Genomic DNA, 26,638 nt, shown 5'->3' on the forward strand with positions numbered 1-26,638 from the left:
CCAATGACCGATCACATCATCGTCGAGCAGCCTTCCGCCCATCCCGGCGTTCAGCTGATCCGCTTCAACCGGCCGGAAAAGAAGAACGCCTTCACACGGGCGATGTATCGCACCATGACCGAGGCGCTCACCGCCGCCAATACGGACGCGAATATCAGAGTGACGGTCTTTCTCGGCACCGAAGGCAGCTTCTCGGCCGGCAACGACATCGGCGATTTTCTTGCCACGGCCATGGGCGGCAGCATGGGAGACGAGCTGATCGATTTCCTCTACGCGCTTGCCGGATCCGAAAAGCCGCTGGTGTCAGGGGTCGACGGCCTGGCGATCGGCATCGGCACCACCCTCAACCTGCACTGCGACCTGACGATCGCCTCCGACCGCAGCCAGTTCCGCACGCCATTCGTCGATCTGGCTTTGGTGCCGGAAGCGGCTTCCAGCCTGATCGCGCCGCGCGTCATGGGCCACCAGCGCGCCTTTGCCATGCTGGCCGCCGGCGAGGCCTTCAGCGCCGAAGAAGCTCGCGAGGCCGGCCTCATCTGGAAGGTGACGACGCCGGACGAGGTGGAGAATGCGGCGCTGATCGCGGCCGCGAAACTCGCCGCCAAGCCGCCGGAAGCCTTGAGGATCGCCCGTGATCTCATTTGCGGCTCCCGGGAAGAGGTCATCGCCCGCATCGATGTCGAGGCCCGCCATTTCGCCGCGCGGCTGAAGAGCGCCGAAGCGCGCGCCGCCTTCGAAGCCTTCATGCGCCGCTGAACGGCGGTCCGGCAGCAAACGGATACCGATTAGACCATCGGCACGTTGAACACCTCTCCGGCCCTGAGCGGCCGGAACCGGTCCGAGGCAATCTCATGCTCGCTCATCGCCTCTTGCAACGCTCTTACCGGCGCGTCGACCGCTTCATTCGTCAGCTGGAACGTGGCGAAGTGGTGCCCGGCCACATAGGCCGCATTTGCCAGCTTCATCCCCATCACCGCCTCCTCAGGATTCTGATGCTGCCCTTTCATGAACCATCGTGGCTCATAGGCGCCGAAGGGTAAAATCGCCAGGCGAAAACCGCCGTGTTTCCGCTGCGCCGCTTTGTAATTGATGCCGCGGTGAAAGCCCGTATCGCCGACGTGATAGATCTTGCCGGCTGGTGTCGACAGGACGAACGAGGCCCAGAGCGCCATCCGGCGATCGGCGCCGCCGCGGGCGGACCAATGATGGGCCGGCTCCGCATCGATGCTTATGCCGGCGTGCGAAATGCGCTCGCCCCAATCCATCGCTGTCGTTTGCAGATCGGGCACGGCGCGGCGCATGATCGTGTCATTGCCGAGCGGCGTCACGATCCGCGGCCGATGCTTCGCATGCAACCGTATCAGCGTTGCGATATCGAGATGGTCATAATGATTGTGCGAGACCAGCACGAGATCGATCGGCGGCAAATCATCGAAGGCGATGCCCGGTGGAACGACGCGTCTGGGGCCGGCAAAGGTGAAGGGGCTGACCCGCTCCGACCACACCGGATCGGTGAGAATATTGAGCTCGGCGACCTGCACCAGCAGTGTTGCATGCCCGACCATGGTCACCCGCAGATCCCCGCCACCGACATGGGGATCCGGCTTGGCGGCCGGATATGGACTTGGGACCGACCGCGGCCACCGGTCACGGCCGCCGCCGAACTGCCACCGCAAGAGCTCGCGGAATCCAAGTGGCTCGATCCCTTCGGGATTGAAGAAAAGCGTGCCGTCGAAGTGATCGGACACCGGGCCCGCATAGTAGGGATTGCGTCTTTTGGTCTTGCGCATTGAGAATCGGTTTCCGTGGTCGAGGACAGGAAGTTTAAGCCTGTCGGCTTGCAATCTGAATCCTATCCTCGATGAACGTGTCAGGCTGAGGCCGGAAACTCATTGACCTTGCGCAGCAGGCTGTCGACCAGCCGCTCGGGGAGGTAGCGGCGAAGCGAGCGGACCTGGCGCGATTGCTTGCCTGCGGAGTAGCGCAGCTTCGGCTTCTTCGCGGTTGCGGCTTTCACGACCATGTCGGCGACGACCTCGGGCGCATCGCCCGTTTCCACCCACTTGCGCATCAGCGCTTCGCTGCGGGCGCGCTCCGAAGCATAGACCGGAAGAGGTTGGTCTGCTCGTGTCAGATTTTCCTCGAAGGATGTTCTGGTGACGCCGGGTTGGACGAGAACAACACGAATGCCGAAGTTGCGCACTTCATGATCGAGCGATTCGGAATAGCCCTCGAGCGCATGTTTGGTCGAAGCATAGAAGGCATTGTAGGGAGCCGGGATGAGGCCGAGGATCGAGCTCATGTTGATGATCCGGCCGCTCTTCTGCTTCCTCATGACCGGCAGCACGGCATTGGCGACGCGCGCGACGCCGAAGACGTTGACGTCGAAAAGCCTTTGGGCCTGGGCGATCGAGGATTCTTCCGCGCCGCCGATGAGGCCGACGCCGGCATTGTTGACGACGAGGTCGAGGCGGCCGGTTTGCCGGACGATCTCCGCAACAGCCGCCTGCACCGAGGCTTCATCGGCCACGTCGCAGATCAGCATCGTTATCCCGGGCCTATTGGCCACCGGTTTGCGGCTGGTGCCGAACACGCGGTAGCCGGCCTTGACCAGCGATTGCGCCGTTGCGAGGCCGATGCCAGAGGACGCACCGGTGACGAGTGCAACGCTTCTGTTTTTGTCGGTCATATTGTCAGCTTTCAAAAGGGTGGATCATCTTTGACCGATCTGTTACTATCTTTTCGATATCGTGTCACTATCGAAAAGATATTGAATGAAAAATAATTCGATTCCCCAATGCCCGGTCGCCCGCGGCCTTCAATCCGTCGGCGATGCGTGGAGCATTCTCGTCTTGCGCGACGCCCATACGGGCCTCACTCGCTTCGACCAGTTCAGGAAGAGCCTCGGCATCGTGCCGACCATGCTGACCAAGCGTCTCAAGGCGCTGACGGAGGACGGTCTGCTGGAGAAGCGGCTCTATTCCGAACGGCCGCCTCGCGAAGAATATGTCCTCACCGAAGCCGGGCGCGATTTTCTGCCTGTGCTGATGATGATCGGGGCTTGGGCACACCGCCATTGCGATGGCGAACTCGCCCGCTATATCGACGTCGAGTCAGGAGCAGAGATCGAGCCGATCGCAATCGATGCCGTGACCGGCGCAAAGCTTGGAACGCGACCACTGCGCATGAGCTTGCAGCCGGAAAGCGAGCCTGGCGACCGATAAAATGTTCTCGACGCTCCGGAATCGCGATCGCGCCGGGGCGAAGCGGCCTATTTCTCCAGCGTCGCCACGACCTCGACATGCGAGGTCCAGAGGAACTGGTCGATCGGTGTTACCCCGGTGATGCAGTAGCCGCCCTCGACGAGGATCGCGAGGTCGCGCGCCAGCGTCAGCGGGTTGCAACTGACGGCCGCGATCTTCTTCACGGCTGAGCGGGCAAGCTCCCTGCACTGAAACTCCGCGCCAGCGCGCGGCGGATCGAAGACGACGGCGTCGTAGGGCTTGAACTCCTGCGTCATCACAGGACGGCGGAAGAGATCGCGCTTTTCGACGCTCACCGGCTTCAGCCCCTGTGTCTTGCGGGCGGCCTGGTCGAGTGCGGCGAGCGCCGCTGCCTCGGCCTCGACCGCATGCACGCGGCCGATCCGCGCCAGCCTCAGCGAAAACGTGCCGGCGCCGGCAAAAAGATCGGCGATCCGCTTGGCCTTGCCGACATGGGCGAGCACCAGCTCCGCCATCGCCTCTTCCGCCGGCTTGGTCGCCTGGGCGAAGCCGCCGGCCGGCGGCGAAACCTCGACGCCGCCGAAATCGATGATCGGCTTGGCCGGCTCGACGAGGATTTCGCCGTTCAGCGTCACGCGGGCGATGCCGCGCAGGCCGAGCACGGTTTCGATCGCCTTGCGCCGCTGCGGGTCGGAGAGTTTCTTGATCTCGTCGATCGCCAGATCGAGACCGGAGAGCGTTTCCAGCACGGCGACCCGGAAGGGTTCGGCATTGGTCGCGAGCGAGGTGGCAATCGCCTTGATCGCCGGCAGCCGGGCGACGATCCCTGCCGACGAGATCGGACATTCCTCGATGGCGACGATATGATGGCTTTCGGCCTGGTTGAAGCCGATCAACATATCCTTCTCGGTCTTGCGCGCCGCAAACACGACGCGCCGGCGTTCGCCCGGCCGGGCCGGAACGATCTCGCCGACCTCCGGCGTCAGCCCTTTGGATTTCAGCGCATCGACGACCAGCTGCCGCTTGAAGGCGCGGTAGGGGCCATCCGCCAGGTGCTGCAGCGTGCAGCCGCCGCAGGTGCCGTTGATGCCATCAGGGCCGAAATGCCGGCAGGCCGGCTCCTGCCGGTCGGGCGAGGCCGTCGCGATCGACATGATCGTGCCCTGGTTTTTGACACGGGCGATCGCCACCGTTTCCCCCGGCAGGGAAAAGGGCACATAGACCGGCCCGCCGGCGCTGCCGGCAATGCCGTCGCCCTGGGCGCCGAGCTTCTCGATGGTAACGGTTTCGGTGCTCACGGTTTCAATCCTGCCAGAAGAAATTCCTGATTGCCGTCGCCGCCGGCAATCGGGGAGGGGATGAGGCCGAGGCTATTCCAGCCCATGTCCTCGGTGAACCAGCGCTCCAATTCCGCAGCGACGGCGGGAGCAGACGAGGGGTCCTTCAACAGTCCGCCCTTGCCGATCGCCTCGCGCCCGGCCTCGAACTGGGGCTTGACCAGCAGCACGGCGACAGCACCCGCCGCAGCGAGATCGAGCGCCGGAGCCAGCGCCAGCTTCAGCGAGATGAAGGAGACATCGGAGACGATGAAGGTGGCGGGCTCGCCGATATCGTCGGCGCTGAGACTGCGGGCGTTGAGGCCTTCGCGGTTCGTCACCCGCGGATCGCCGGATAGCCGCGGATGCATCTGCCGATGGCCGACATCGATTGCGGTGACGTGCCGGGCGCCCCTGAGCAGCAGCACTTCGGTGAAGCCGCCGGTGGAGGCGCCGATATCGAGACAGTGATGGCCGGCCGGATCGAGCCGGAAATGGTCGAGAGCGGCCGCAAGCTTCAGCGCGGCGCGCGAGACGTAAGCCTGTGCCGGGTCGTCGATCTCGATATCGGCATCGTCGCCGAAGAGCGCGCCGGCCTTGGTTACCACCTCACCGGCGATCCGGACCGTGCCGCGCTGCACGGCGTCGCGCGCCCGAGAGCGGCTGGCAAAGAGGCCGCGGGAGACGAGAAGCTGGTCGAGGCGTTGGCTGTTTTGATCGGACATCGGCTGTGAATGACCGGCAAAGCCGCCGCTTGCAAGCATTTTATTCCTGCCGGTTGCAGGGCAATTCCTGCGATCCGCGATTTAAACAAATTTAAAGCCTGTCCGCATAGGGTCGGCACGATTGCAGCGGTTGGTCCGAACCGCTTCGTGCCATGAAGGCGCAGGCGTCTTCCGCCGATCATGTTTCCAATTCCAAGTCTCTGCGGTTGCGCCTTGCGCGCGACTGTCTCTCGCCGCGCCGACTGTCGCCAGGAGAACTCACCGATGTCTGTTAAAAACATATCCTTGAATGGGAAGCTTGCGGCCACGTTCGCAGCCCTCATTCTGATCTTCGTGTCCGTTTCGTCTTTCGTCTATTCCAAGGCGACGGCATCGGCGGCCGCCTCCACCGAGCAGGAAAAATCGGAGCTGCTCGTCAACCAGATCGACGATGCGCTGCAGGCCATGCTCGAGCAGGCGGTCAACCTGCGCGGCTTCATTCTCTTCCGCAGCGACAGCACCTATGGCGATGTCTTCGCCAATCGCGAGCGCATGCTGAAGGCAATCGCCGCCGCCAAGCAGACCGCGGCCGGCGAGCCGCAGCTGGTCGAGATGATCGACGGCATGCAGAAGGCGGCCGACCTTTATTTCCATGAACTTGCCGAACCGCAGACCAAGGCGCGCAAGGAAACCGACATGCCGATCGAAGAGGTCGTCAAGATCGGCGTCAACGCCGCCAAGGGTCAGCTCGACGGTTTCCGCCAGGCGTCCGCCAAGATCAAGGCGACCGCCCGCGAAAAGTCGAATGCGCTCGCTGCGATCCGGGCTGATGCCAACAGCGATCTGACGACGACGCTGCTTGCCGGTGGCATCGTCGCCTCGCTTGCCGCCGCCCTTCTTGCCTGGCTGATGTCGCGCACCATCGTCCGCCCGGTCGTCGGCATGACCGCTGCCATGGACCGGCTCGCCGGCGGCCAGAACGATATCGAGGTTCCGGCTGTCGAACGCGGCGACGAGATCGGCCGCATGGCCAAGTCGGTCCTGGTCTTCAAGCAGGCGGCGATCGAGAAGCTGCGTCTTGCCGGGGAAACCGACCGCATGCGCGACGATGCAGAGCGCCAGCGCCAGGCAAGCGATGAGCAGAAGGCGCGCGAAGAAGGCGAGCTCCGCTATGCCGTCGACGCTCTCGCCGGTGGCCTTGCCGGCCTTGCCGTCGGCGATGTCGCTGCCCGCATCCAGACGCCGTTCGCGCCGCAATATGACAGCCTGCGCAACGACTTCAACCACGCCGTCGAAAAGCTGCAGGCGGCACTTCAGTCAGTCGGCCGCAATGCCTCGGCGATCAATGCAGGCGCTGGCGAAATCCGCTCGGCTGCCGACGATCTTGCCCATCGCACCGAGCAGCAAGCCGCAGCCGTCGAAGAGACCGCTGCAGCGCTCGAGCAGGTGACGACGACGGTGCGCGACAGCGCCAAGCGCGCCGAGGATGTCGGCAATCTCGTCGAGCGCACCCGCCTCGGCGCCGAAAAATCCGGCGATGTCGTCCGCAAGGCGGTCTCGGCCATGCAGCAGATCGAAAAATCCTCCGGCGAAATCTCCAACATCATCGGCGTCATCGACGACATCGCCTTCCAGACCAACCTCCTGGCGCTGAACGCCGGCGTCGAAGCGGCACGCGCCGGCGAGGCAGGCAAGGGCTTTGCAGTCGTCGCCCAGGAAGTGCGCGAGCTGGCGCAGCGTTCCGCCAAGGCTGCAAAGGAAATCAAGGACCTGATCACCAATTCCGGCACGCATGTGCAAACCGGCGTCACGCTGGTCGGCGAGACCGGTAAGGCGCTGGAAGCCATCGTCGCCGAGGTGCAGGAGATCAACCGCAACGTCAACGCGATCGTCACCGCCACGCGCGAACAGTCGATCGGCCTGCAGGAGATCAATACCGCCGTCAACAACATGGATCAGGGCACGCAGCAGAATGCGGCGATGGTCGAGCAGCAGACCGCTGCAAGCCATGCGCTTGCCCAGGAAGCAAGCGCCCTGGACGAGCTGCTGCGCCAGTTCAAGCTCGGAACCGAGCTTGCCGCTCCGGTCCAGAGGACGGCAGCCGCAACGCCGGCCTCGCGCCCCATCGCGTCACCGGCCCGCGCACTCGCCAGCAAGGTCACCAAGGCCTTCGGCGGCAAACAGGCGAGCGCTGCGGTTGCGGTTCAGGAGGACTGGACGGAGTTCTGAGAGCGCGCTTTCGGAAGGAAAGGCTAAGGAAGAGGGCGGCGCAGTGATGTGCTGCCCTTTTTTATTGAGAAGATTGGCATAGGTGCGAGCAGGAACCGCCCCTCACCCTTACCCTCTCCCGTAAATGGGGCGAGGGGACGTGCCCTGCGAAAGGTTAATGGAGAACGGAGAGGGTGCGGCATGGTCCCTTCGCCCCGTTTACGGGGGTCCGAAGGACGGGTCGAGACCCGTGGCTCGACCCCGGTCGGTGCCGGCAGGCGGATGAGGGGCGGCGCAACCCTCAAAAATTTGCCTACCCCGCAACCCCAACCGCAACACCGCGCCCTAGCGCCCGGAACACCGTCGAAACAATCCCGGCGCGATCCAATCCCGCATGGGCATTCATCGCTTCGGGCTTGGCCTGCTCCATCCAGATGTCGGGCATGACGAGCGAACGGATCTTCAGGCCGTTGTCGAGCAGGCCTTCGCTCGAAAGGTACTGCATCACCTGGCTGCCGAAGCCCCCGACCGAGCCTTCCTCGACGGTGATCAGCATCTCGTGGTGGCGGGCGAGCTGGCGGATCAGGTCGTGGTCGAGCGGTTTGGCGAAACGCGCGTCGGCGACCGTTGTCGACAACCCGGCGGCGTCGAGATCCTCGCCGGCAAGCAGACAGTCGGCAAGCCGGGTGCCGAAGGAGAGCAGCGCCACCTTGGTGCCTTCCTTGACGATGCGGCCCTTGCCGATCTGCAGGATTTCGCCGCGCGCCGGCATGTCGACGCCCACACCTTCGCCGCGGGGATAGCGGAAGGAGATCGGGCCGGCGTCATAGGCGGCGGCCGTGCGCACCATATGTTTGAGTTCAGCCTCGTCGGCCGCCGCCATCACCACGAAGCCGGGCAGGGTGGCGAGGAAGGCTGTGTCGAAGGAGCCGGCATGGGTCGGCCCGTCGGCGCCGACGAAGCCGGCGCGGTCGATCGGGAAACGCACCGGCAGGCCTTGGATCGCCACGTCGTGCACGACCTGGTCGTAGGCGCGCTGAAGGAATGTGGAGTAAAGCGCGGCGAACGGCTTGTAGCCTTCCGCCGCGAGGCCGGCGGCGAAGGTCACGGCATGCTGTTCGGCGATACCTACGTCAAAACAGCGCGACGGAAAGGCCTCGGCGAGTTTGTCGAGGCCGGTGCCATTCGGCATGGCGGCGGTGATGCCGACGATCTTGTCGTCAAGTGCGGCTTCCTGCACCAGCGCTTCGGCAAAGACGCTGGTATAGCTCGGCGCATTCGGCTTGACCCGCGCCTGCGCGCCGGTGATGACGTCGAACTTGTTGACGCCATGGTATTTGTCGGCCGCGGCTTCCGCCGGCGGATAACCCTTGCCCTTCTGGGTGACGACATGGATCAGCACCGGTCCGCGGGCGTTATCGCGCACATTGCGCAGCACCGGCAGCAGGTGGTCGAAGGAGTGCCCATCGATCGGGCCGATATGATAGAAGCCCATCTCCTCGAACATGGTGCCGCCGGTGACGTAGCCGCGCGCATGCTCGACGGCGCGGGTGATTGCCCGGTCGATGTTCTTGCCGAGATAGGCCGTCAGTTTCTTGCCGAAATCGCGGAAACCCATATAGGTGCGCCCCGAGGCGAGGCGGGCGAGATAGGCACTCATCGCCCCCGTCGGCGGGGCGATCGACATGTCGTTGTCGTTGAGAATGACGATGAGGCGGGCGTCGAGGGCGCCGGCATTGTTCAGCGCCTCATAGGCCATCCCGGCCGACATCGCCCCGTCGCCGATGACGGCGATGACGCGCCGGTCGGTCTTCTCCAGATCGGCGGCGATCGCCATGCCGAGGCCGGCCGAGATCGAGGTCGAGGAATGCGCCGCCCCGAACGGATCATATTCGCTTTCGGCCCGGCGGGTGAAACCGGAAAGGCCGTTTTCCTGGCGCAGCGTGCGGATGCGGTCGCGCCGGCCGGTGAGGATCTTGTGCGGATAGCATTGGTGGCCGACATCGAAGATCAGCCGATCGTTGGGCGTATCGAAGACGCTGTGGATGGCGATCGTCAGCTCGACCACGCCGAGGCCGGCGCCGAGATGACCGCCGGTGCGCGACACCGCATCGATCATTTCGTCCCGGACTTCGCGGGCAAGCTGCGGCAGCTCGCGATCCTCGAGCTTGCGCAGGTCGGCTGGATAGATGACCTGGTCGAGCAGGGGAGTCTTCGGCAGTTGTGTCACGGGCGGGTGCTCTTTCTTGCTTTTCCTCGTTTCGCTTTATTCGATTAGATCGGGGCAAAACAAGTGCATTTCAGGAACCGAAGGTTTTCACCTTAGAGCATGGCGGAAAAAAGTGTGAGCGGTTTCGGAAGATATCACTTTCTATTTCTGTGAGTTGCATTTGCCTGATTTTGCCCGGGCGATCGAATGCGCGAAGCGCTGGCGAACAGCTTGAATATGACACGGAATGGTAGCAATGTTGCCGGACTGACTGGGGGACGGGTCATGGGAACGATTGTTGCAGCGCATGCCTACGTGAATAACGAGGTCGCCTATGTGGCCTGGGACATCGATGCCAAGATCGACGGGTGCCTCGGGTTCGAAGTCGTCCGCGTTTATCTCGACGAACAGGGTAACGTGTCGATAAGGTCCGACGGCAGCGAGGACCGGGTGACCTGCGCCGCCTGGATCGCCTTCAAGGGGCAGCGTAATCCGCATTGGCTGCCGCAGACGACGTCGCTCTGGCCGGTGCAGAAGCTGTCCTGGCGCGACCTGACGCTGCGCAAGCGCCGCAACGAGATGAAGCGCCGACCGGACGAGGTCCGCGTGCGCTATGAAATCCGCCCGCTCGGCGACCTGAAGCCGGGCATGCAGGCCGCGCCCGATCCGACGCCTGAGATCGTCGAAATCAACAAGCGGGATGAAAATGGCCGGCCGATCAAAAAGCTCGACGGCACCTTCGAGAAGATCGCGGTCAAGGCCTATGAGGGGCCTCCGCGGCCGCTCGGTTATCTCGGGCCGGCCGTCGCCTCCAATCCGGTGCATGTGACGCGCAAGCGTGGCCAGTTCGAGTCCACCTTCACCAACGGCATCCTCGCCGCCCAGTGGCTGCGAAACGTGCTCTTGGAAGACGGCGTCAAACAGCCGAACGAGCTGATCGACATGATCTCCAATCCGGAAAACGGCATCCGCAAATATCTTGCCGGCGATGTCATTCCCATGCTCAAGGACTTCATGAATGCGCCTGGCCGGTTCCTTGTCGCGCTCTACGAGCTCGAGGATGAGGAACTGCTCGACCTGCTGCTTGCCAACAAGGACAAGCTCAGCCTCATCCTCGCCAATACCGGAAAGGTCGGTGACAACTGGGATGTGCGCAATGCCCATGCACGTAACGCGTTGATCGAGGCCGGCGCTGAGATTCACCACCGCATGTTCAACAATTCGAGTCAGATCGGCCACAACAAGTTCGTCGTCCATATTCCGCCTGGCGGCGCGGATCGCAGCGTCTTCACCGGCAGCACCAACTGGACGGCGACGGGCCTTGCCGGCCAATCCAACAATGCGCTGATCGTCAGGAACGATGCCGTTGCCGCGGCCTATGTCTCCTATTGGGAGCGGATGCTGGAAGACAATGCAACGCTGGAAGAGCCGGTCGAATTCGATGACGGTATGCCCGACAACCAGCAGAGCAAGGCGTTCCGTCGCTCGAACGAGACGCCGTCCATTGTGCCCACCGGCAATGGCGCTTCGGTGGAAGCATGGTTCTCGCCGAACATGCAGAGCCGAAGGAAGCGCAAGGATACACCGCCCGACCTTCGCGAGGTCTACCGGCTGATGCGCCGCGCCGAGCATGCGGTGCTGTTTCTGGCCTTCTATCCCGGACAGTCCGGCAAGGATTGCATCGTCGGCGAGGCGATCGACATCGGCCTCAAGGATCAGAAGCTGATCGTCACCGGCGCCGTTTCCAGCCCCCAGGCCATGCCCAACTATGTCCCCAGCAAAAAGAACGATCCCGACGACGAGGACGACGATGTCCACGCCATCTCGCCGCATACGTTCGACGAGGCCAACGTCTCGATCGTCCGCGCCTCGCGCATCGACGACCGGCAACTGCTGGCGGATTTCGGCGCGGAGGAACTGACGGCCAAGAAGGTCGGCGCCATCATTCACGACAAGGTGCTGGTGATCGATCCCTTATCGGATGACTGCGTCGTCGTCCTCGGCAGCCATAATCTCGGTTTCAAGGCCTCCTACGCCAATGATGAGAACATGCTGATCGTCAAAGGCGACCGCGCCCTTGCCGAGGCCTATGCGGTGCATATCCTCGATGTCTACGACCACTACCGGTTTCGTGCGGTCGAGGCGGAACTGAAGCGTCAAGGCAAGAAAGGCTGGTCGGGCTTCCTCAACGTCGACGACAGTTGGCTGGACGGCTACGTCAATCGCACGAAGGGGGCGCTGACGCGCTATTTCGCGGTGGGCTGAATTCCCGAAGCTGACGGTGGCGATCCCGCGCCGTCATCCCTCCGGCAGAGGCACGAATTCTTCTTCGTCACCCGGCACGATATCGAAGCGGCCGGTGCGCCATTCCTCCTTGGCCTTTTCGATCCGCTCCTTCGAGGACGCCACGAAATTCCACCAGATATAGCGTTTCGAATTCAGCGCCGCGCCGCCGAAGAGCATTAGATGACAGCCGTCGCCGCCGGTTTCCAGCGTGATAGGATCGCCGGGCCGGAAGACCAGCAACTGATCGGCGGCGAAGCGATCGCCTGCGATGACCACCTCGCCCGACAGCACGTAGACGGCGCGCTCCTCATGGCCGGCGCCGAAGGGAAAGCGGACGCCCGGCTGCAGGTTGAGATCGATATAGAGCGTGTCGGAGAACGTGCCGACCGGCGATGTCATGCCTTCGAACGAACCGATGACGACCCGGCCGCGCACCCCTGATGTTTCGATCAGCGGCATGTCGGTCTTTTCCGTATGGGCGAAGGAAGGATCGATCTCCTCCTTGTCGTCGGGCAACGCGAGCCATGTCTGCAGCCCGGACATCAGCAACGGATGGCCGCGCAGATTGTCCGGCGTGCGCTCGGAATGGACGATGCCGCGGCCGGCCGTCATCAGGTTGATGTCGCCTGGACGGATGACCTTTTCCGTGCCGAGGCTGTCGCGATGGCGGATCTCGCCGTCGAACAGATAGGTGACGGTGGAAAGGCCGATATGCGGATGCGGCTTGACGTCGAGCGCCTCATTGGGCTTCAGGATCGCCGGTCCCATGCGGTCGAAGAAGATGAACGGCCCGACCAGCCGCCGCTGCCGCGTCGGCAGCGCGCGCCGCACCTGGAAGCCGCCGATATCGCTGCTGCGCGGAATGATCAGGTTCTCGATCGCATCGCAGGCGAAGGCATCGCCGGGCAGGGGATCTTTACCGGGAAAGAAGGACATGAGGGATCTCCGCTTGCAGGGACGTCGACCACAGATAGTCCCTGCAGCGCCGCGCGTCCAACAGGATGTGCCGAAGAGGCTCCATGATGTCAGATTGCGGTGAAGCCGTTATCGACGAAGAGATGAGCGCCATTGACGAAGCTCGATTCATCGCTGGCGAGATAAAGGGCGGCGCGCGCCACGTCTTCCGGTTCGCCGATCCGTCCCTGCTGCGCGGCGATGGCGGCATCCGAAACATCGACGCCGAGCGCCTGCAGGTCGGCGACCTCGCGCAGCCCGTGCGGCGTGCGGATGAAACCGGGGCAGACGGCGTTGCAGCGGATGTTTCGGTCGCGGAACTCGACGGCGATGGCGCGGGCAAACATGTGCACCGCGCCCTTGGTGGTGTCGTAGAGCACTTCCATCGGGGTGGCGGCGACCGCCGAGATCGACGAGGTGCAGACGATCGATCCGCCGCCGGCGGCGATCATCTTCGGCAGCACCGCCTTGGTCATCAGGAACATCGAGCGCACATTGACGGCGTGCAGCCAGTCCCATTCCTGAAGCGTCGTCTCCAGGAAAGGCTTGATGACGATGGTGCCGGCATGATTGAAGAGGACCGTCACCGCGCCATAGCGTTCCTCGACGCCGGCCACGGCGGCATTGACGGCGGCTTCGTCCGAGACATCGGCCGTCCAGCAGTCGGCCTCGCCGCCGGCATCACGGATTTGCTTCACGGTCTCGGCGGCCGCCTGACCATTGCGGTCGATGATCGCAACGCGCGCGCCTTCGGCCGCAAACAGCTTCGAGGCAGCACCCCCCATGCCGGTCGCGCCGCCCGAGATGATGGCGATTTTGCCCTTCAATCTGTCCGTCATTGTTTGTCCCCTGATGGTTCCGGAAGGGGATCATAGATCGACCGGAAGCCGATCGCCAAGCGTCTTCAAGTGCCGCGTTCGCTACGCTCAGGCGCCGTCCAGCGGCTCGACGCCCTGTGGCCTGCCGGCGCGGTCGAGCCTGATCTTCTCGATGCGGTTCTCGGCCGCCGAAAGCAGCGTCTCGCAATGTTTCTTCAGCGCTTCGCCGCGCTCATAGATTTCGATGGATTCATCAAGCGCCACGTCGCCGCGTTCCAGCCGGGCAACGATGCTTTCGAGTTCGGCGACCGCCTTTTCGAAGGAAAGGCCTGATACTTCAGGCTTGGCGCTGTCAGTCATTCTCAACCCTTCATCATTCTCAGAATATGCATGCCCGCCGATTCGGCCAGCCCTTCGAGATCATAACCGCCTTCGAGCAGGCTGACGACCCGGTTCTTCGCGTGCCGGTCGGCCAGTTCCAGAACTCTGCCCGTCGCCCAGTCGAAATCCTCACCCGTCAGATTAATCTGCGCCAGCGGATCACGGTGATGCGCGTCGAAGCCGGCGGAGATGATGATCAGATCCGGCCGGAAATCGTCGAGCGCCGGCAGCACGCGCGATTTGAACGCTTCGCGGAAATGGTCGCTGCCGACATTCGGCGAAAGCGGCGCATTGACGATGGTATTGTGCTTGCCCTTCTCCTCCTTAGCGCCGGTGCCGGGATAGAGCGGCATCTGATGCGTCGAACAGAACAGCACCGAGGCATCGTCCCAGAAGATATCCTGGGTGCCGTTGCCGTGATGCACGTCCCAATCGACGATGGCGACGCGCTCGGCGCCGTGCCTCTTCTGCGCATGGCGGGCGGCGATCGCCGCATTGTTGAAGAAGCAGAAGCCCATCGCCGTCATCTTCTCGGCATGGTGCCCGGGCGGACGGGCGGCGACGAAGACATTGTCGGCCTGGCCGGAAAAGACGTCGTCCACCGCCGCCATCGCGCCGCCGATGCCGGTCAGCGCCGCCTGCAGGCTCTTGACGCTGGCATAGGTATCGGCTTCGAGCTGGTTGATCCGATCCTCTTCCTCGGGAATCTCCCTTATGACAGCGGCAAGATGCTCCTCCGGATGGGCAAGCAGCACCGCATCCTCGCTCGCCTGCGGCGCCTGCCGGCGCTCCAGCCGTTCGAAATTCGGATGCTCCAGCGCGACGTTGATGGCGCGGATCCGGTCCGACCGCTCGGGGTGTCCGGCGGGCGTCACATGTTCCAGGAAGATCGGGTGTTCGTAAAGACGGGTGCTCATGGAGACACTCTATCGGCCGCTTCTATCATGTTCCACAGCAGATGGGGCATCGCCCGCCGATTTCAACAAGTGCTCCCGCGGCGCTTGCCCACGCTCGGGGACGCGAACCGTTGCTCGCAATATTTGCTCCGATCGCATCGTCATACCCGCGGCGCGCCTTCGAGAACCTGCAAGCCAGGCTCTAACGCTTTGAATCAAATCTGTTTCGATCCAATGAATTATGCAGTAATGTCGGTTTGGGGGAATGTTGTAAGGCAGTATTGTTGATGAGTGAGTCAAAGCGTCCTGGGGTGACGGAAATACGCGTGCCGTTTCGCGATGTCGATATGAACGGCAAGATGTTCCTGGCTTCCTATATTTCTTACGCTGAATCCGTCATTGCGAGCTTCTGGTCGGCACGGCCCGATGTAGACGACGAACCGCTCTATAGCGCCAGCAAGATCTCCTGCATGCTTCACCGCCCGCTGCACCATGACGAGCCGGCAATCTTCACCGCCGCCATCGACAAGATCGGGGTGCGCTCCATCGGCTTTTTGGTTTCGATCGACACGGGGGAGGAGCGCGCCGCCGAGGTCGAGATCATCTGGCAGGCCCGCAACAGAGAGGACGAGCAGCCGGCCTCCCTGCCGGAGGAAACGCGCGACTGGCTGTATGGGTTTTTGGATTAGGGGCGTTGCGGCAGGTAGCGATGAAGGACGAGCGAGAGACCGGTCGGTGGGACGCCGACGACGTCGTGACGTTCATGTATGGAACACAGAGCCGCGCAGCTTCTGGCGCTGCGGCATTTTTGGAAAGCACTTCTCTCGGCCTGGCGCAATAAGAAAAACACTTTCTTTTCCCCGCATCGTGGAGATGAACCTCAAGAGTAAGAGCCCGGTGCTTCGGTTTTTACGCAGATGGTTTTCTTGATCTCCGCGATGCGGCTCGGCTTTCCGCCGGCTGAAATTTGGGGCTCTCGTCACCTCGACGCCATGCTGGCCACCAGATCGCTGAACCTCTCGCCCTGAATGCCGACATGCGTTCGCAGCAGGCGGCGGGCGGCATCTCCATCTCCGGCAAAGATCGCGTCGACGATGGCGCAATGTTCCGAGAAGGAGGTCGACAGGCGATTGCGCACGCGCAGCTGGAGGCGGCGGTACGGCCGCAGGCGTCGATGCAGTTGCTGGCATTGCTCCTCAAGGAAATCGCTGCGGCTTGCCGCGTAGATCGCCTTATGGAATTCCTCATTGTCGTAATAATAGGCATCGCTGTCGCCGGCGCCGGCCGATTGTTCGCATCGGCTGTGGGTGGCGGTGATCGCTTCCCGGGAGGCCTTGTCCAGCCGGCGCGCGGCGAGCGATCCCGCCAGGCCTTCGAGTTCCGCCATCACCTCGAACATCTCATAGATCCGGTGCGGCCCGGGATCTATCACGATCGCACCGCGGCGCGGGCGCATTTCGATCAGCCCGATGGCGTCAAGCTGCATCAACGCCTCGCGCACCGGCGTTCGCGAAACGCCGAACCGATTGGCAAGCACCGTTTCATCAAGCCGTTCACCGGGGGCGAACTCGTAGGAAAGTATCGCGTTTTCAATCTCATCCCGAAGCCACCGGCCGGCATTCTCTGACATTTGTCTCGCATCCTTCATACACAAGCGCCATTCTTGTATACACGAATGTTGACGCCGTGTACGAAAGATGACACTCTACATACTACCGATGAAGCCCGGCGATGGGAAGCAGATGGTCTGAATGGCCGCACAATACGGCTGGTCTTCGGAAGAGAGGAGAATGGCATGCCCGAGGCGTCTTTCTTCACCGACATGCTGCAAAGCATCACGGATCACGGTCGCCAGCTTTTGTTTTCCGGCTCGCGCAACACACAGGCCGCCGCCAAAGCCGATCTTCAGACCCTCTGTGAAATGCTGCTGTCGAGCCGGGGCGAAGCATCCGGCATGGCCCTTGCGGCCGAGATACTTGATCGCTGGGAGGCCCTCGACAGCGAAGGCGCGCAGGCATTCCTCCAGATGCTTCACGAAAAATTCGGGCCTGATGCGAGCAAGCTCGACCAGGCGATTGAACGCTACCGCACCGACAAGAGTTCGGCCGCCGTTATTGCGCTCCACCAGGCAGCCGAGCCGCGGCGGCAGGAGCTTCTGCGCCGGTTGAATCACGCGCCGAACGGCACCGCCACGCTCGTTCGCATGCGTCAGCAACTGCTTGCTTCCAAAGACCGATCAGAAGCCTATGACGCGCTTGATGCCGACTTCACACATCTGTTCGGCTCCTGGTTCAATCGCGGCTTCCTGACGCTGCGACCCATCGACTGGTCGACGCCGGCAAACATCCTGGAGAAGATCATCAAATACGAGGCCGTGCATGAGATCGCCAGCTGGGAGGAGTTGCGCCGTCGCTTGGCGCCGGCCGACCGTCGATGCTTTGCCTTTTTCCACCCGCGACTGGCCGACGAGCCGCTCGTCTTCGTTGAGGTGGCGCTTACCCGATCCGTGCCGAAGGCGATCGCCGATGTGCTCGATGAGGGCAGGGAGCAGATCAATGCCGACGAGGCGACGACGGCCGTCTTCTATTCGATCTCCAACTGCCAGGATGGCCTGCGCGGGATCTCCTTCGGCAATTTCCTGATCAAGCAGGTCGTGGAAGACCTGCGCCGGGACCTGCCCGGCCTGAAGAATTTCGTCACACTGTCGCCGGTCCCGGGCCTTGCCCGTTGGCTTGCCAAGGTCCGCGCCTCGGCAGACGGTCTGGTTCTATCCGAAGCGGCCCTGAAAACGCTGGCCTTGCTCGACGATCCGAACTGGCCCGGCAAGGAGAACGGCGCGGCCGAAGTGGAGCGCGTATTGCTGCCGCTTGCGGCGCGCTACTTCCTGACCGAGCGGACGCCGAAGGGCCGTCCCGTCGATCCCGTTGCCCGCTTCCATCTCGGCAATGGCGCGCGGCTTGAACGATTGAATTTCCTCGGCGACCGCTCGCCCAAGGCTATCCAGCAGGCGCACGGTCTGATGGTCAATTACCTCTACAAGCTCGACGACATCGTCGCCAACCACGAGGCGCTGGCGCAGCGCGGCGAAGTGATCGCCTCGCCCGCCGTCAAAAACCTGCTCAGCCAGAGCGATGACGGCCGCCGCGGCGGCCATGGCCAGCAGGGCTCTCGAGCATTCGTACAACTGATGAATTCCACGCTTGGAGGAGGGCGAAAGTGAGCAACCATCTTTTCGACGCCATGCGGGCCGCCGCGCCCGGCGACGCAGCGTTCATCCGGATCGATAGCACCCGCATATGGACCTATGACGACGCCTTCGCTCTTTCCGGCCGCGTCGCCGGCGCGATGGACACGCTCGGCATCCGCCCCGGCGACCGGGTTGCGGTGCAGGTCGAAAAAAGCGTCGAGGCGCTCATCCTCTATCTCGCCTGTCTTCGCAGCGGTGCCGTCTACCTGCCGCTCAACACCGCCTATACGCTGGCCGAGCTCGACTATTTCATCGGTGATGCGGAGCCGCGTCTGGTGGTCGTCGCCCCGGCCGCCCGGGAAGGCGTGGAGTCCATCGCCAAACGCCACGGCGCGATCGTCGAAACGCTCAATGCCGACGGCAGCGGCTCTTTGCTCGATCTTGCGCGCGACGAGCCGGCCGACTTTGTCGATGCCTCGCGCGCCGCCGATGATCTGGCCGCGATCCTCTACACCTCGGGAACAACGGGCCGTTCGAAGGGAGCGATGCTCACCCATGGAAATCTGCTCTCCAACGCCCTGACCCTGCGGGACTACTGGCGCGTCACATCAGATGACCGGCTGATTCATGCCCTGCCGATCTTCCACACGCACGGGCTCTTCGTCGCCACCAACGTCACGCTGCTCGCCGGCGCCTCGATGTTCCTGCTGCCGAAGTTCGACGCCGATGAGGTCGTTTCGCTGATGCCGCAGGCAACGATGCTGATGGGCGTGCCGACCTTCTACGTGCGTCTCCTGCAAAGCCCGCGCTTCGACAAACAGGCGGCGGCCAACATTCGCCTGTTCATCTCAGGCTCGGCGCCGCTGCTGGCAGAGACGCATACCGCGTTCCAGGCGCGGACAGGCCACGCGATTCTCGAGCGCTACGGCATGACCGAAACCAATATGAACACGTCGAACCCCTATGACGGAAAGAGGATTGCCGGGACGGTGGGCTTGCCGCTGCCTGACGTGACGGTGCGGGTGACCGATCCCGCCACCGGACAGGTGCTGCCGCCTGAAGAAACCGGCATGATCGAAATCAAGGGGCCGAACGTCTTCAAGGGCTATTGGCGCATGCCGGAGAAAACCGCGGCCGAATTCACCGCCGACGGTTTCTTCATCAGCGGCGATCTCGGCAAGATTGATCGGGACGGCTATGTCCACATCGTCGGCCGCGGCAAGGATCTGGTGATTTCGGGCGGCTACAACATCTATCCGAAAGAGGTCGAGAGCGAGATCGACCAGATCGACGGTGTCGTCGAAAGCGCTGTGATCGGCGTGCCGCACCCGGATTTCGGCGAAGGCGTCACCGCCGTCGTCGTGCGCAAGCCTGGCGCCGTCCTGGATGAAAAGAGCATTGTCAGCGCCCTCCAAGACCGCCTCGCGCGCTACAAGCAACCCAAACGCATCATCTTCGCCGACGACCTGCCGCGCAACACGATGGGCAAGGTTCAGAAGAACATCCTGCGGCAGCAATACGCCGATCTTTACACCAGGACGTAAGGCGACCGCCCTCTGGGAGGAGGCGTGTCGGCATCCGCATCAAACTTGAACGCAACAGCTACGGCGCTGGAGGCACCGGAGGGAGGGGAATCATGGGTATTGAAATACTGGCCATAGGCCTGCTGGTCGCGATGTTCATCATTGCGACGATCCAGCCGATCAACATGGGCGCGCTCGCTTTTGCCGGCGCCTTCGTCCTCGGCTCCATGACAATCGGCATGAAGACCGGCGATATTTTTGCCGGCTTCCCGAGCGATCTGTTCCTGACGCTCGTCGCCGTCACCTACCTCTTCGCCATCGCGCAGATCAACGGCACCATCGACTGGCTGGTCGAATGCGCCGTGCGCCTGGTGCGTGGACGCATCGGCCTGATCCCCTGGGTTATGTTCCTCGTCGCCGCCGTCATCACCGGTTTCGGCGCGCTTGGGCCGGCCGCAGTAGCCATTCTCGCCCCTGTGGCCCTGAGCTTTGCCATTCAGTACCGCATTCACCCGGTGATGATGGGTCTCATGGTGATCCACGGCGCCCAGGCAGGCGGCTTTTCACCGATCAGCATCTATGGCGGCATCACCAACCAGATCGTGGCGAAGGCCGGCCTGCCTTTCGCTCCGACGTCGTTGTTTCTCTCGAGCTTTTTCTTCAACCTGGCGATATCAGTGCTGGTGTTCTTCGCCTTCGGCGGCGCAAAGGTCATGAAGCACGCGCCGGCAACATCACCTGGCCCCTTGCTCGAACTGCATCCCGAGGGCGTGTCGGCCTCGATCAGGGGCCACGGCGGCACGCCGGCAAAGCCGATCCGGGACCATGCCTACGGCACGGCGGCCGATACGGCGGCGACGCTGCGTCTGAACAATGAGAGAATCACCACCCTGATCGGCCTGACGGCGCTCGGCATCGGCGCCCTGGTTTTCAAGTTCAATGTCGGTCTGGTCGCCATGACCGTCGCCGTTGCGCTGGCGCTGCTGTCCCCGAAGACCCAGAAGGCGGCCATCGACAAGGTCAGCTGGTCGACCGTGCTTTTGATTGCCGGCATCATCACCTATGTCGGCGTCATGGAGAAGGCCGGTACGGTCGACTATGTCGCGAACGGCATATCCAGTCTCGGCATGCCGCTGCTGGTGGCGCTCCTGCTTTGCTTTACCGGCGCCATCGTCTCGGCCTTTGCATCCTCGACCGCGCTGCTCGGCGCCATCATCCCGCTTGCGGTTCCGTTCCTCATGCAGGGACATGTCAGCGCCATAGGCGTGGTCGCGGCCATCGCCATCTCGACGACGATCGTCGATACCAGCCCCTTCTCCACCAATGGCGCCCTCGTGGTTGCCAATGCGCCGGATGACAGGCGAGAGCAGGTCCTCAAGCAGTTGCTGATCTATAGCGCGCTGATTGCGATTATCGGCCCGATCGTCGCCTGGTTGGTGTTCGTCGTGCCGGGGCTGGTTTGACGGCCACCGCCGAACCCATCGCTTTCCGCCCCGGACCATCGCCCGCGGCGGCGAAAAACCTGAACGGCGTGGTGTGCGGGCGGGGCGGCCGGCTCAGTATTCCGAACCGCTTCTATTGCTTAGATCGTGACGTTCCGTGCCATTCAATGGTGGATTGAAGACGCTGACGAGGATGAGATCCTCATCCTTGCCACCCCGCAAATAGTGCCGATCGTGTTTGTCGAGAACGTAGATATCGCCGGCGCGGATGGGGAAGACATTGCCGTCCATATCCTCGACCTCGCCTGCTCCCTGGATGCAGTAGCAGGCCTCCAGATGGTTGCGGTACTGCAGCAGGGCTTCGGTGTTGGCGCGAACAACGGTGTGGCAGACGGTAAACCCCATCCCGTCATCCCTGGTCAGCAGACGATGGCTTGTGCCATTGCCCCAATCGACGAAACGCTCGGTCTGCTCGACTTCTCTCAGGCTTCTCACAAACATGTTCGTCTCCTCGCGAATGGCTGAGATGTTTTGATCTCCGTGATCCATTAGGCACTGCAGCCGCGACTCTTTCAAATGATCTAATTTGAGAGACTTGTTAGAATATTCTACATATAATCTGGCGCGGGCCGAGGGCGATCGGATATTCTCCGGCATGTTCCGAGTGATACTAAAAGATTCGACATATCGGGCGGCCAATGGATCCTGCTGCTTATGTGAGGAATTCGAACATATGCAACTGCCGCCGCTGAACGCATTGAGAGCCTTCGAAGCAACCGCCCGGCTCATGAGTCTTTCAAAGGCCGGAGACGAACTGCACGTGACCCATGCCGCGATCAGTCACCAGATCAAACATCTGGAGACATGGATGGGACGCAAGCTGCTGCAAAAATCCGGACGCGGCGTTGCACTGACGCCGGCGGGCGCCGAATATTACCTGGCCGTTTCGGGCTCGCTGGTCGCCATCGCCCACGCCACCGGCAACGTGCGCAGAGACCACAATATGCGTTCGATAACCGTGGGATGCATTCCTTCGATCGCGTCGCGCTGGCTGGTTCCGGCACTTCCATCTTTTCGGGAGAGCGATCCTGATCTTGATGTCAGGATCGTCTATGCAAAAGCGGAAGAGCGCTTCGATGATGAAAGCCTGGATGTTCTCATTACCATGGGAGAAGACGTGTCAGGGGGACGGGAGAGCCGCCTGCTTTTCTCCAGGCGCAACCAGCCGGTGGCCAGCATTCATTATCTGGCAAGGCGAAACTGGATGGCCGACGGCGTTCCCTTTGCGGCAGCCGAACTGCTGCACGATGAATCCATGGACGGCTGGAAAGAATGGTTCCGAAAGGCTGAGATAACGGCGCCCGACCCGCTTCGCGGGCCGATATTCCAGGACTTCAACATTCTTGCCACGGCGGTAATCGCTGGGCATGGCGTCGCACTATGCCCTGTCGAAGTGTTCCGGCGAGAGATCGATCGCGGCGACCTCGTTGTGCTCTCGGACATTTCGACGGCAGAGACTCAAGGCTATTACCTGATCACCAGCTCCTGGGCGAAGAAGCCGGTTCGCCGCTTTGCGGAATGGTTCACGGCGGAGTGTCGATCCGGCGGCCCGCCGACCATGGAATAGGCTGGAAACCACGGGGCCTGGCTCGTTTTGACCCGAGCTGAAATGTCATGAAAGTTTCATATTGGTGCTATTGCGGCGATTGAAAAATAATCTACACTTTTGATCAGGAAACGCGATTTCCTGAAGCAAACGAAAGGAAACTGATTGGATTCATATCTTCTGACGACCATGCTCGTTGCAGGCCTCCTCGCTTTCGCCGTAACCGCGGTAAAAGCCGGAACAACTGCCCAGACCACCGCAAATACCAGGCGCAGTCCCGATTCGGGTGGCGATGGCGGAATTGGGTTCGAGGTCTCTGATGACGGGGGCTGCGATGGCGGCGACGGAGGTGGCGGGGACGGTGGAGGAGACTAGATCAAACGGAAATCGATAGCATGCCCGACCGCCTCAAGGCGGTTTTTTGTTGCCCGAACTCCACTCCGTACCAGGCCTCCAAATAGGCCGGAATGTCAGGCCCGCTCGAGGATTGCGGAACTGATCTGACGGACGAATAGACGGACGGATCCAACACGCAATCCAATTTATGGGTCGTCACAGGAAACTTGAGCCCTATGTCTGTCGAGGCGGGCTGGGCGAAGGTGTTGGAGACAATCAATATGGCTAAATCTGCGGCGGGAAACCCGTATATTTACGGGATCGACGCACTGCGTTTTGCATGTGCCCTGATGGTGACAGTGTTCCATCTCGGATTTACTTCCTGGGCCTCGCCTTTATATCTCAGACCGTACAAAATGCCGACGATCGAGAATGTCGCCCAGCCCGGATGGGTCGGCGTCGAATTGTTCTTCGTCATATCGGGCTTCGTCATCGTCAATTCCGCCGCTTCCGCCAGTGCCCTGTCATTTCTCAGGGGGCGTATTCTGCGGCTCTATCCGGCGGTATGGATCTGCGCATCGCTGACGCTGATCGTCATTGCCACACAGGACGTCAACTGGCGCATCCTCATGAACTATCTGCGCTCGATCACGCTCTATCCCGTGGGGCCCTGGATCGATGGCCAGTATTGGACCCTGGCATGCGAGATTTGCTTCTACGCCATCGTCTTCATCATGTGCGCGACCGGGCAGAAGACGAGGATGTCCGCCCTGGCGCTCGGCCTGTCGCTGGCCAGCGCGGCTTTCATCGCGCTGTCTTACGCCGTTCCCGATGCAGCCATACAGGACATGTTCACCGAGACCGCCTGGCGGGCCATCCCCTTTTACTACGGCTGCCAATTTGCCGTCGGCATCTATATCTGGCTGCTGTCCCAAGGCCGGATGAGTGGGATATCCTGGCTGGGCTTCTTCTGCGCCTTGGCGGCGGGGGGCGCCCAGATCTACATGGCCGGAGAGAACAGCAGCGACCGCACGCTCGCCGCAGCGGGTCATTCTTTCTCCTCCTTTCCCGCAATCGCAATCTGGCTGGCTGGATTGATATCGATCGTCGCAAGCGTCGGCTATGCCAAGCGGATCAGCCGTCTGCCAACCTTGTTGCTTCGATCGGTGAAAACCTTCGGCGCGATGACCTATCCGCTCTATCTCCTGCATCTCGCCATCGGCGTCCAGCTTCTCGACTGGCTGACCGCCCGCGGAATGGCGCCGCTGCTGGCACTGGCTTTGGCCGTCGCGATCATCTGCGCCATGTCGCTTGCCGTATGCAAATGGGGAGAGCCGCCGATGCGGACCCTTTTGCGAGGATTGCTCGATCGACTTGGGCAACGGGCTGCCGTTTTTCTGGCGAGGGAGTCTCGGGTCTAGGGGTAAAATTGAGGAGAGGGAGTAGGCCCGAGGCGCAATGATGTCCGAATTCCCCCTTCTCGGCTCTTGCCTCGACCTTGACCCCACTCTCCGTCCTGCTCGGGCTTGCCCCGAGCATCCATGCGACATCCTCTAATACGCAGTGGCCACCTTCGGTGGAAGGCGGCCACTGACGGTACGGATAGGCCCTAAACGCTCAAGCGCGCGCCGGCAGCAGGGGATAGCCGACCATGACCGCGCGGCCGAGGAGGGCGGCGACGACGGCCTTGATCACATCGCCCGGGATGAAGGCCATGGAGCCGACGAAGGCTTTCGTGAAGCCGAGGCCTGCGACGGTGGCGAGATAGGTGATGCCGAAGGCGTAGAGCACGACGATGCCGCCGATCATGGCGGCGAGGAAGAAGCTCACCGTCTGCACCAGGCCGGATTGCCCATGGTTGACCAGGCGCTCGCTGAGATAGCCGGTGACGAAGGCGCCGAAGATCCAGCCGACGAGGAAGCCCGCTGTCGGCGAGGCGAAGATCGCCAGGCCGCCGCGGCCGCCGGAAAGCACCGGCAGGCCGATCGCGACGAGCAGCAGCACGATCAGCACGGCGATCGCGCCGCGCCGGGCGCCGAGCACGACGCCGGCCATCATGACGCCGAGCGACTGGGCGGTGATCGGCACCGGAATGAAGCCGAGCGAGATCGGCGGCAGCAGGCCGAGCGCCACGATGATCGCGGCAAAGAGGGCGGTAAGGACGAGGTCGCGGGTGCTCATCATGAACTCCGTATTAAAAGATCGTTAACTTCCATGCCGCCGAATGCGGCGCGCGTCAATCGCCGCGGCGACATTATCCGCGTCCTTCAGCGTCAGAATGATCAGCGGCGCAAGCATACTTGTCGGCCGGACCTTCAGCCCACGCGCCCTGTGCGCCTCGCGGATCGCCTGGTAACGGTTGACGATCTCAGGCACGAAGCGCAGCACCAGTCCGAGAGCAAGGCCGATATCATCGGCCTGAACCCCGCCGGTGCGTTCGAGCGGGCTGGCAAGCGCCGTCACCTCGTCGATGAACTCGGTAATTGAAGTCGTCGCCGTCACGCTGGCGGCGAGAAGCATCAGCGCCGTCAACCGTAGCACGGGCACGAGCGCCGCCTGCCAGGGATTGAAGATGAAGTTGAAGAGGGCGACGACCGCAATCGTCATGAAGATCGGCCGCAGCCGTCGCAACGCCTCGCCGAGCGGCAGGCCGACCGTGCCGTAGAGCACCGCCGCCACCAGCACGGCGCCCGAGAGCAGGAGGAGATTGTGGCCGATGAACAGCAGGATGGCGAAGGCCGTCAGCGACAGGAGCTTTGCCCGTGGCGAAAGCCGGTGCATCGGGCTGTTGCCTTCGACGTAGAGCGATTGCATCAGGCGGCGATCTCCCGATAGCGGGCGACCGCTTCGGCCGCAGGCGCATCGGCGGCAAGCCGCCCTTCGTGAAACACGAGCACCCGATCGAAACCGGCAATCAGCTCAAGGTCGTGGGTGATGACGATGGCGCTTTCCGGCAGTCCGGCGATGATCCTCTCGACCAGAGCCCGGTTTTTGAGATCGAGCTGGTTGGTCGGCTCGTCAAGGATGAGAATGCCCGGGCCGGTCGCCAGCACCGAGCAGAGCGCCGCCAGCTGGAGCTCGCCGCCGGAAAGCTCGTGCGCCCGGCGATCGGCTAGCGCCTCGGCGCCGAAGCGGGCCAGCACGCCTTGGACCCTTGCCTCGATCTCAGCCTTGCTGAAGCCGCGCCGCTTCAGCCCGAAGGCGATGTCGTCCTTGACGATCGGTAGGATGATCTGGTTCTGCGGCGACTGGAAGATGAAGCCGACATCGGCGCCAACAGTCTTCTCGTCGGCCGTGTCGCGGCCGTTGACCATGACGCGGCCAGTGGTCGGCTTGGTCAGCCCATTGATCAGCCGCGCAAAGGTTGTCTTGCCCGAGCCATTCAGTCCGATGATGCCAATCCGTTTGCCGGTGATGCCGAGCGTCAGCGGCTCGAGCGCCACCCGCGCCCCGAAACTGACACCGGCGCCTTCGAAGCGAATATCCAAACTAATTCCCTCGCATTTTCTACCGGAGGGGTTGCCGATGCCCCTCATCCGCCTGCCGGC

Annotated in this window: 24 protein-coding genes; 10 read left to right on the forward strand and 14 right to left on the reverse strand. The window is 62.5% G+C overall.

Annotated elements, in window-relative coordinates:
- Positions 1-3: 3 nt before the first annotated feature.
- A complete protein-coding gene (locus tag NXC14_RS04705; protein WP_085777175.1) occupies positions 4-756 on the forward strand; it encodes a crotonase/enoyl-CoA hydratase family protein in 753 nt (250 codons plus the stop codon).
- A 29-nt stretch (positions 757-785) separates the two neighbouring features.
- Here the strand turns inward: NXC14_RS04705 and NXC14_RS04710 are convergent, their stop codons facing one another.
- Together NXC14_RS04710 and NXC14_RS04715 are read right to left on the reverse strand one after the other, a co-directional pair.
- Positions 786-1,790 carry an MBL fold metallo-hydrolase gene (locus NXC14_RS04710; RefSeq protein WP_085777176.1) on the reverse strand — a complete coding sequence of 335 codons (1,005 nt, stop codon included), beginning with the start codon at positions 1,788-1,790 and terminating at the stop codon, positions 786-788.
- Positions 1,791-1,870: 80 nt separating this feature from the next.
- Positions 1,871-2,689: an oxidoreductase gene (locus NXC14_RS04715; RefSeq protein ID WP_004680452.1), complete on the reverse strand. Its 819-nt coding sequence runs from the start codon at positions 2,687-2,689 to the stop codon at positions 1,871-1,873.
- A gap of 85 nt (positions 2,690-2,774) precedes the next feature.
- On the opposite strand from NXC14_RS04715, the gene NXC14_RS04720 reads away from it, so the two are divergent.
- Positions 2,775-3,224: a helix-turn-helix domain-containing protein gene (locus NXC14_RS04720; protein ID WP_085777177.1), complete on the forward strand. Its 450-nt coding sequence runs from the start codon at positions 2,775-2,777 to the stop codon at positions 3,222-3,224.
- Positions 3,225-3,271: 47 nt separating this feature from the next.
- On the opposite strand, the gene NXC14_RS04725 is transcribed toward NXC14_RS04720, so the two are convergent.
- A complete protein-coding gene (locus NXC14_RS04725; protein ID WP_085777178.1) occupies positions 3,272-4,522 on the reverse strand; it encodes a class I SAM-dependent RNA methyltransferase in 1,251 nt (416 codons plus the stop codon).
- Positions 4,519-5,265: a TlyA family RNA methyltransferase gene (locus NXC14_RS04730; protein ID WP_085779978.1), complete on the reverse strand. Its 747-nt coding sequence runs from the start codon at positions 5,263-5,265 to the stop codon at positions 4,519-4,521. Before NXC14_RS04730 ends, NXC14_RS04725 begins: the two co-directional genes overlap by 4 nt.
- A 264-nt stretch (positions 5,266-5,529) precedes the next feature.
- Here NXC14_RS04730 and NXC14_RS04735 point away from each other — a divergent pair, with 264 nt between their 5' ends.
- The gene (locus NXC14_RS04735) at positions 5,530-7,473 is read left to right on the forward strand and encodes a methyl-accepting chemotaxis protein (protein WP_085777179.1); all 1,944 of its coding nucleotides are present in this window, start codon (positions 5,530-5,532) and stop codon (positions 7,471-7,473) included.
- 292 nt (positions 7,474-7,765) lie between these two features.
- Here the strand turns inward: NXC14_RS04735 and dxs are convergent, their stop codons facing one another.
- On the reverse strand, positions 7,766-9,682 hold the full coding sequence (gene dxs / locus NXC14_RS04740) for a 1-deoxy-D-xylulose-5-phosphate synthase (protein WP_085777180.1): 1,917 nt from the start codon (positions 9,680-9,682) through the stop codon (positions 7,766-7,768).
- A 264-nt stretch (positions 9,683-9,946) separates the two neighbouring features.
- Here dxs and NXC14_RS04745 point away from each other — a divergent pair, with 264 nt between their 5' ends.
- Positions 9,947-11,926: a phospholipase D-like domain-containing protein gene (locus tag NXC14_RS04745; RefSeq protein WP_085779979.1), complete on the forward strand. Its 1,980-nt coding sequence runs from the start codon at positions 9,947-9,949 to the stop codon at positions 11,924-11,926.
- Between the two features lie 33 nt (positions 11,927-11,959).
- Here the strand turns inward: NXC14_RS04745 and NXC14_RS04750 are convergent, their stop codons facing one another.
- From NXC14_RS04750 to NXC14_RS04765, 4 genes are all read right to left on the reverse strand, one after another.
- Complete coding sequence (locus tag NXC14_RS04750; protein ID WP_085777181.1) at positions 11,960-12,883, reverse strand: pirin family protein; 924 nt, start codon at positions 12,881-12,883, stop codon at positions 11,960-11,962.
- Between the two features lie 89 nt (positions 12,884-12,972).
- Entirely contained in the window at positions 12,973-13,740 is a 768-nt protein-coding gene (locus NXC14_RS04755) for an SDR family oxidoreductase (RefSeq protein ID WP_085777182.1), read from the reverse strand.
- A gap of 87 nt (positions 13,741-13,827) precedes the next feature.
- Positions 13,828-14,079 carry an exodeoxyribonuclease VII small subunit gene (locus tag NXC14_RS04760; RefSeq protein ID WP_039618216.1) on the reverse strand — a complete coding sequence of 84 codons (252 nt, stop codon included), beginning with the start codon at positions 14,077-14,079 and terminating at the stop codon, positions 13,828-13,830.
- A 2-nt stretch (positions 14,080-14,081) separates the two neighbouring features.
- On the reverse strand, positions 14,082-15,017 hold the full coding sequence (locus NXC14_RS04765) for a histone deacetylase family protein (RefSeq protein WP_085777183.1): 936 nt from the start codon (positions 15,015-15,017) through the stop codon (positions 14,082-14,084).
- Positions 15,018-15,283: 266 nt separating this feature from the next.
- On the opposite strand from NXC14_RS04765, the gene NXC14_RS04770 reads away from it, so the two are divergent.
- Complete coding sequence (locus NXC14_RS04770) at positions 15,284-15,685, forward strand: thioesterase family protein (protein WP_085777184.1); 402 nt, start codon at positions 15,284-15,286, stop codon at positions 15,683-15,685.
- Between the two features lie 290 nt (positions 15,686-15,975).
- Here the strand turns inward: NXC14_RS04770 and NXC14_RS04775 are convergent, their stop codons facing one another.
- A complete protein-coding gene (locus tag NXC14_RS04775) occupies positions 15,976-16,626 on the reverse strand; it encodes a GntR family transcriptional regulator (protein ID WP_085777185.1) in 651 nt (216 codons plus the stop codon).
- 165 nt (positions 16,627-16,791) lie between these two features.
- Here NXC14_RS04775 and NXC14_RS04780 point away from each other — a divergent pair, with 165 nt between their 5' ends.
- The 3 genes from NXC14_RS04780 to NXC14_RS04790 all read left to right on the forward strand — a co-directional run bounded on the left by NXC14_RS04780 (position 16,792) and on the right by NXC14_RS04790 (position 21,169).
- The gene (locus NXC14_RS04780) at positions 16,792-18,216 is read left to right on the forward strand and encodes a malonyl-CoA decarboxylase (RefSeq protein ID WP_085777186.1); all 1,425 of its coding nucleotides are present in this window, start codon (positions 16,792-16,794) and stop codon (positions 18,214-18,216) included.
- Positions 18,213-19,727: a malonyl-CoA synthase gene (locus tag NXC14_RS04785; protein ID WP_085777187.1), complete on the forward strand. Its 1,515-nt coding sequence runs from the start codon at positions 18,213-18,215 to the stop codon at positions 19,725-19,727. Before NXC14_RS04780 ends, NXC14_RS04785 begins: the two co-directional genes overlap by 4 nt.
- A 92-nt stretch (positions 19,728-19,819) precedes the next feature.
- Entirely contained in the window at positions 19,820-21,169 is a 1,350-nt protein-coding gene (locus tag NXC14_RS04790; protein WP_085777188.1) for an SLC13 family permease, read from the forward strand.
- A gap of 93 nt (positions 21,170-21,262) precedes the next feature.
- Here the strand turns inward: NXC14_RS04790 and NXC14_RS04795 are convergent, their stop codons facing one another.
- Positions 21,263-21,649 (reverse strand): ectoine synthase, encoded by a 387-nt coding sequence (locus NXC14_RS04795; RefSeq protein ID WP_085779980.1) that lies wholly within the window; start codon positions 21,647-21,649, stop codon positions 21,263-21,265.
- A gap of 232 nt (positions 21,650-21,881) precedes the next feature.
- On the opposite strand from NXC14_RS04795, the gene NXC14_RS04800 reads away from it, so the two are divergent.
- Complete coding sequence (locus NXC14_RS04800) at positions 21,882-22,775, forward strand: LysR substrate-binding domain-containing protein (RefSeq protein ID WP_085777189.1); 894 nt, start codon at positions 21,882-21,884, stop codon at positions 22,773-22,775.
- 596 nt (positions 22,776-23,371) lie between these two features.
- Positions 23,372-24,511 carry an acyltransferase gene (locus tag NXC14_RS04805; protein ID WP_085779981.1) on the forward strand — a complete coding sequence of 380 codons (1,140 nt, stop codon included), beginning with the start codon at positions 23,372-23,374 and terminating at the stop codon, positions 24,509-24,511.
- Positions 24,512-24,707: 196 nt separating this feature from the next.
- Here the strand turns inward: NXC14_RS04805 and NXC14_RS04810 are convergent, their stop codons facing one another.
- Genes NXC14_RS04810 through NXC14_RS04820 form a run of 3 tightly spaced genes read right to left on the reverse strand, consistent with a single transcriptional unit; the run spans position 24,708 to position 26,578 of the window.
- Positions 24,708-25,271 carry a biotin transporter BioY gene (locus NXC14_RS04810; protein ID WP_011424275.1) on the reverse strand — a complete coding sequence of 188 codons (564 nt, stop codon included), beginning with the start codon at positions 25,269-25,271 and terminating at the stop codon, positions 24,708-24,710.
- 24 nt (positions 25,272-25,295) lie between these two features.
- Positions 25,296-25,904, reverse strand: a complete 609-nt coding sequence (locus NXC14_RS04815) for an energy-coupling factor transporter transmembrane protein EcfT (RefSeq protein ID WP_085777190.1) — start codon at positions 25,902-25,904, stop codon at positions 25,296-25,298.
- Positions 25,904-26,578: an ABC transporter ATP-binding protein gene (locus NXC14_RS04820; RefSeq protein ID WP_085777191.1), complete on the reverse strand. Its 675-nt coding sequence runs from the start codon at positions 26,576-26,578 to the stop codon at positions 25,904-25,906. The genes NXC14_RS04815 and NXC14_RS04820 overlap by 1 nt, the downstream gene beginning before the upstream one ends.
- Between the last annotated feature and the right edge of the window lie 60 nt (positions 26,579-26,638).

Origin of the sequence: Rhizobium sp. NXC14, assembly GCF_002117485.1 — a bacterium.
Lineage (GTDB): Bacteria > Pseudomonadota > Alphaproteobacteria > Rhizobiales > Rhizobiaceae > Rhizobium.

Bases quoted from the DNA above. Each gene is read 5' to 3' on its own strand.
- NXC14_RS04705 (WP_085777175.1), top strand. From the start codon at position 4: ATGACCGATCACATCATCGTCGAGCAGCCTTCCGCCCATCCCGGCGTT.
- NXC14_RS04710 (WP_085777176.1), bottom strand. From the start codon at position 1,790: ATGCGCAAGACCAAAAGACGCAATCCCTACTATGCGGGCCCGGTGTCC.
- NXC14_RS04715 (WP_004680452.1), bottom strand. From the start codon at position 2,689: ATGACCGACAAAAACAGAAGCGTTGCACTCGTCACCGGTGCGTCCTCT.
- NXC14_RS04720 (WP_085777177.1), top strand. From the start codon at position 2,775: ATGAAAAATAATTCGATTCCCCAATGCCCGGTCGCCCGCGGCCTTCAA.
- NXC14_RS04730 (WP_085779978.1), bottom strand. From the start codon at position 5,265: ATGTCCGATCAAAACAGCCAACGCCTCGACCAGCTTCTCGTCTCCCGC.
- NXC14_RS04735 (WP_085777179.1), top strand. From the start codon at position 5,530: ATGTCTGTTAAAAACATATCCTTGAATGGGAAGCTTGCGGCCACGTTC.
- NXC14_RS04745 (WP_085779979.1), top strand. From the start codon at position 9,947: ATGGGAACGATTGTTGCAGCGCATGCCTACGTGAATAACGAGGTCGCC.
- NXC14_RS04750 (WP_085777181.1), bottom strand. From the start codon at position 12,883: ATGTCCTTCTTTCCCGGTAAAGATCCCCTGCCCGGCGATGCCTTCGCC.
- NXC14_RS04755 (WP_085777182.1), bottom strand. From the start codon at position 13,740: ATGACGGACAGATTGAAGGGCAAAATCGCCATCATCTCGGGCGGCGCG.
- NXC14_RS04760 (WP_039618216.1), bottom strand. From the start codon at position 14,079: ATGACTGACAGCGCCAAGCCTGAAGTATCAGGCCTTTCCTTCGAAAAG.
- NXC14_RS04765 (WP_085777183.1), bottom strand. From the start codon at position 15,017: ATGAGCACCCGTCTTTACGAACACCCGATCTTCCTGGAACATGTGACG.
- NXC14_RS04770 (WP_085777184.1), top strand. From the start codon at position 15,284: ATGAGTGAGTCAAAGCGTCCTGGGGTGACGGAAATACGCGTGCCGTTT.
- NXC14_RS04775 (WP_085777185.1), bottom strand. From the start codon at position 16,626: ATGTCAGAGAATGCCGGCCGGTGGCTTCGGGATGAGATTGAAAACGCG.
- NXC14_RS04780 (WP_085777186.1), top strand. From the start codon at position 16,792: ATGCCCGAGGCGTCTTTCTTCACCGACATGCTGCAAAGCATCACGGAT.
- NXC14_RS04790 (WP_085777188.1), top strand. From the start codon at position 19,820: ATGGGTATTGAAATACTGGCCATAGGCCTGCTGGTCGCGATGTTCATC.
- NXC14_RS04795 (WP_085779980.1), bottom strand. From the start codon at position 21,649: ATGTTTGTGAGAAGCCTGAGAGAAGTCGAGCAGACCGAGCGTTTCGTC.
- NXC14_RS04800 (WP_085777189.1), top strand. From the start codon at position 21,882: ATGCAACTGCCGCCGCTGAACGCATTGAGAGCCTTCGAAGCAACCGCC.
- NXC14_RS04805 (WP_085779981.1), top strand. From the start codon at position 23,372: ATGGCTAAATCTGCGGCGGGAAACCCGTATATTTACGGGATCGACGCA.
- NXC14_RS04810 (WP_011424275.1), bottom strand. From the start codon at position 25,271: ATGAGCACCCGCGACCTCGTCCTTACCGCCCTCTTTGCCGCGATCATC.
- NXC14_RS04815 (WP_085777190.1), bottom strand. From the start codon at position 25,904: ATGCAATCGCTCTACGTCGAAGGCAACAGCCCGATGCACCGGCTTTCG.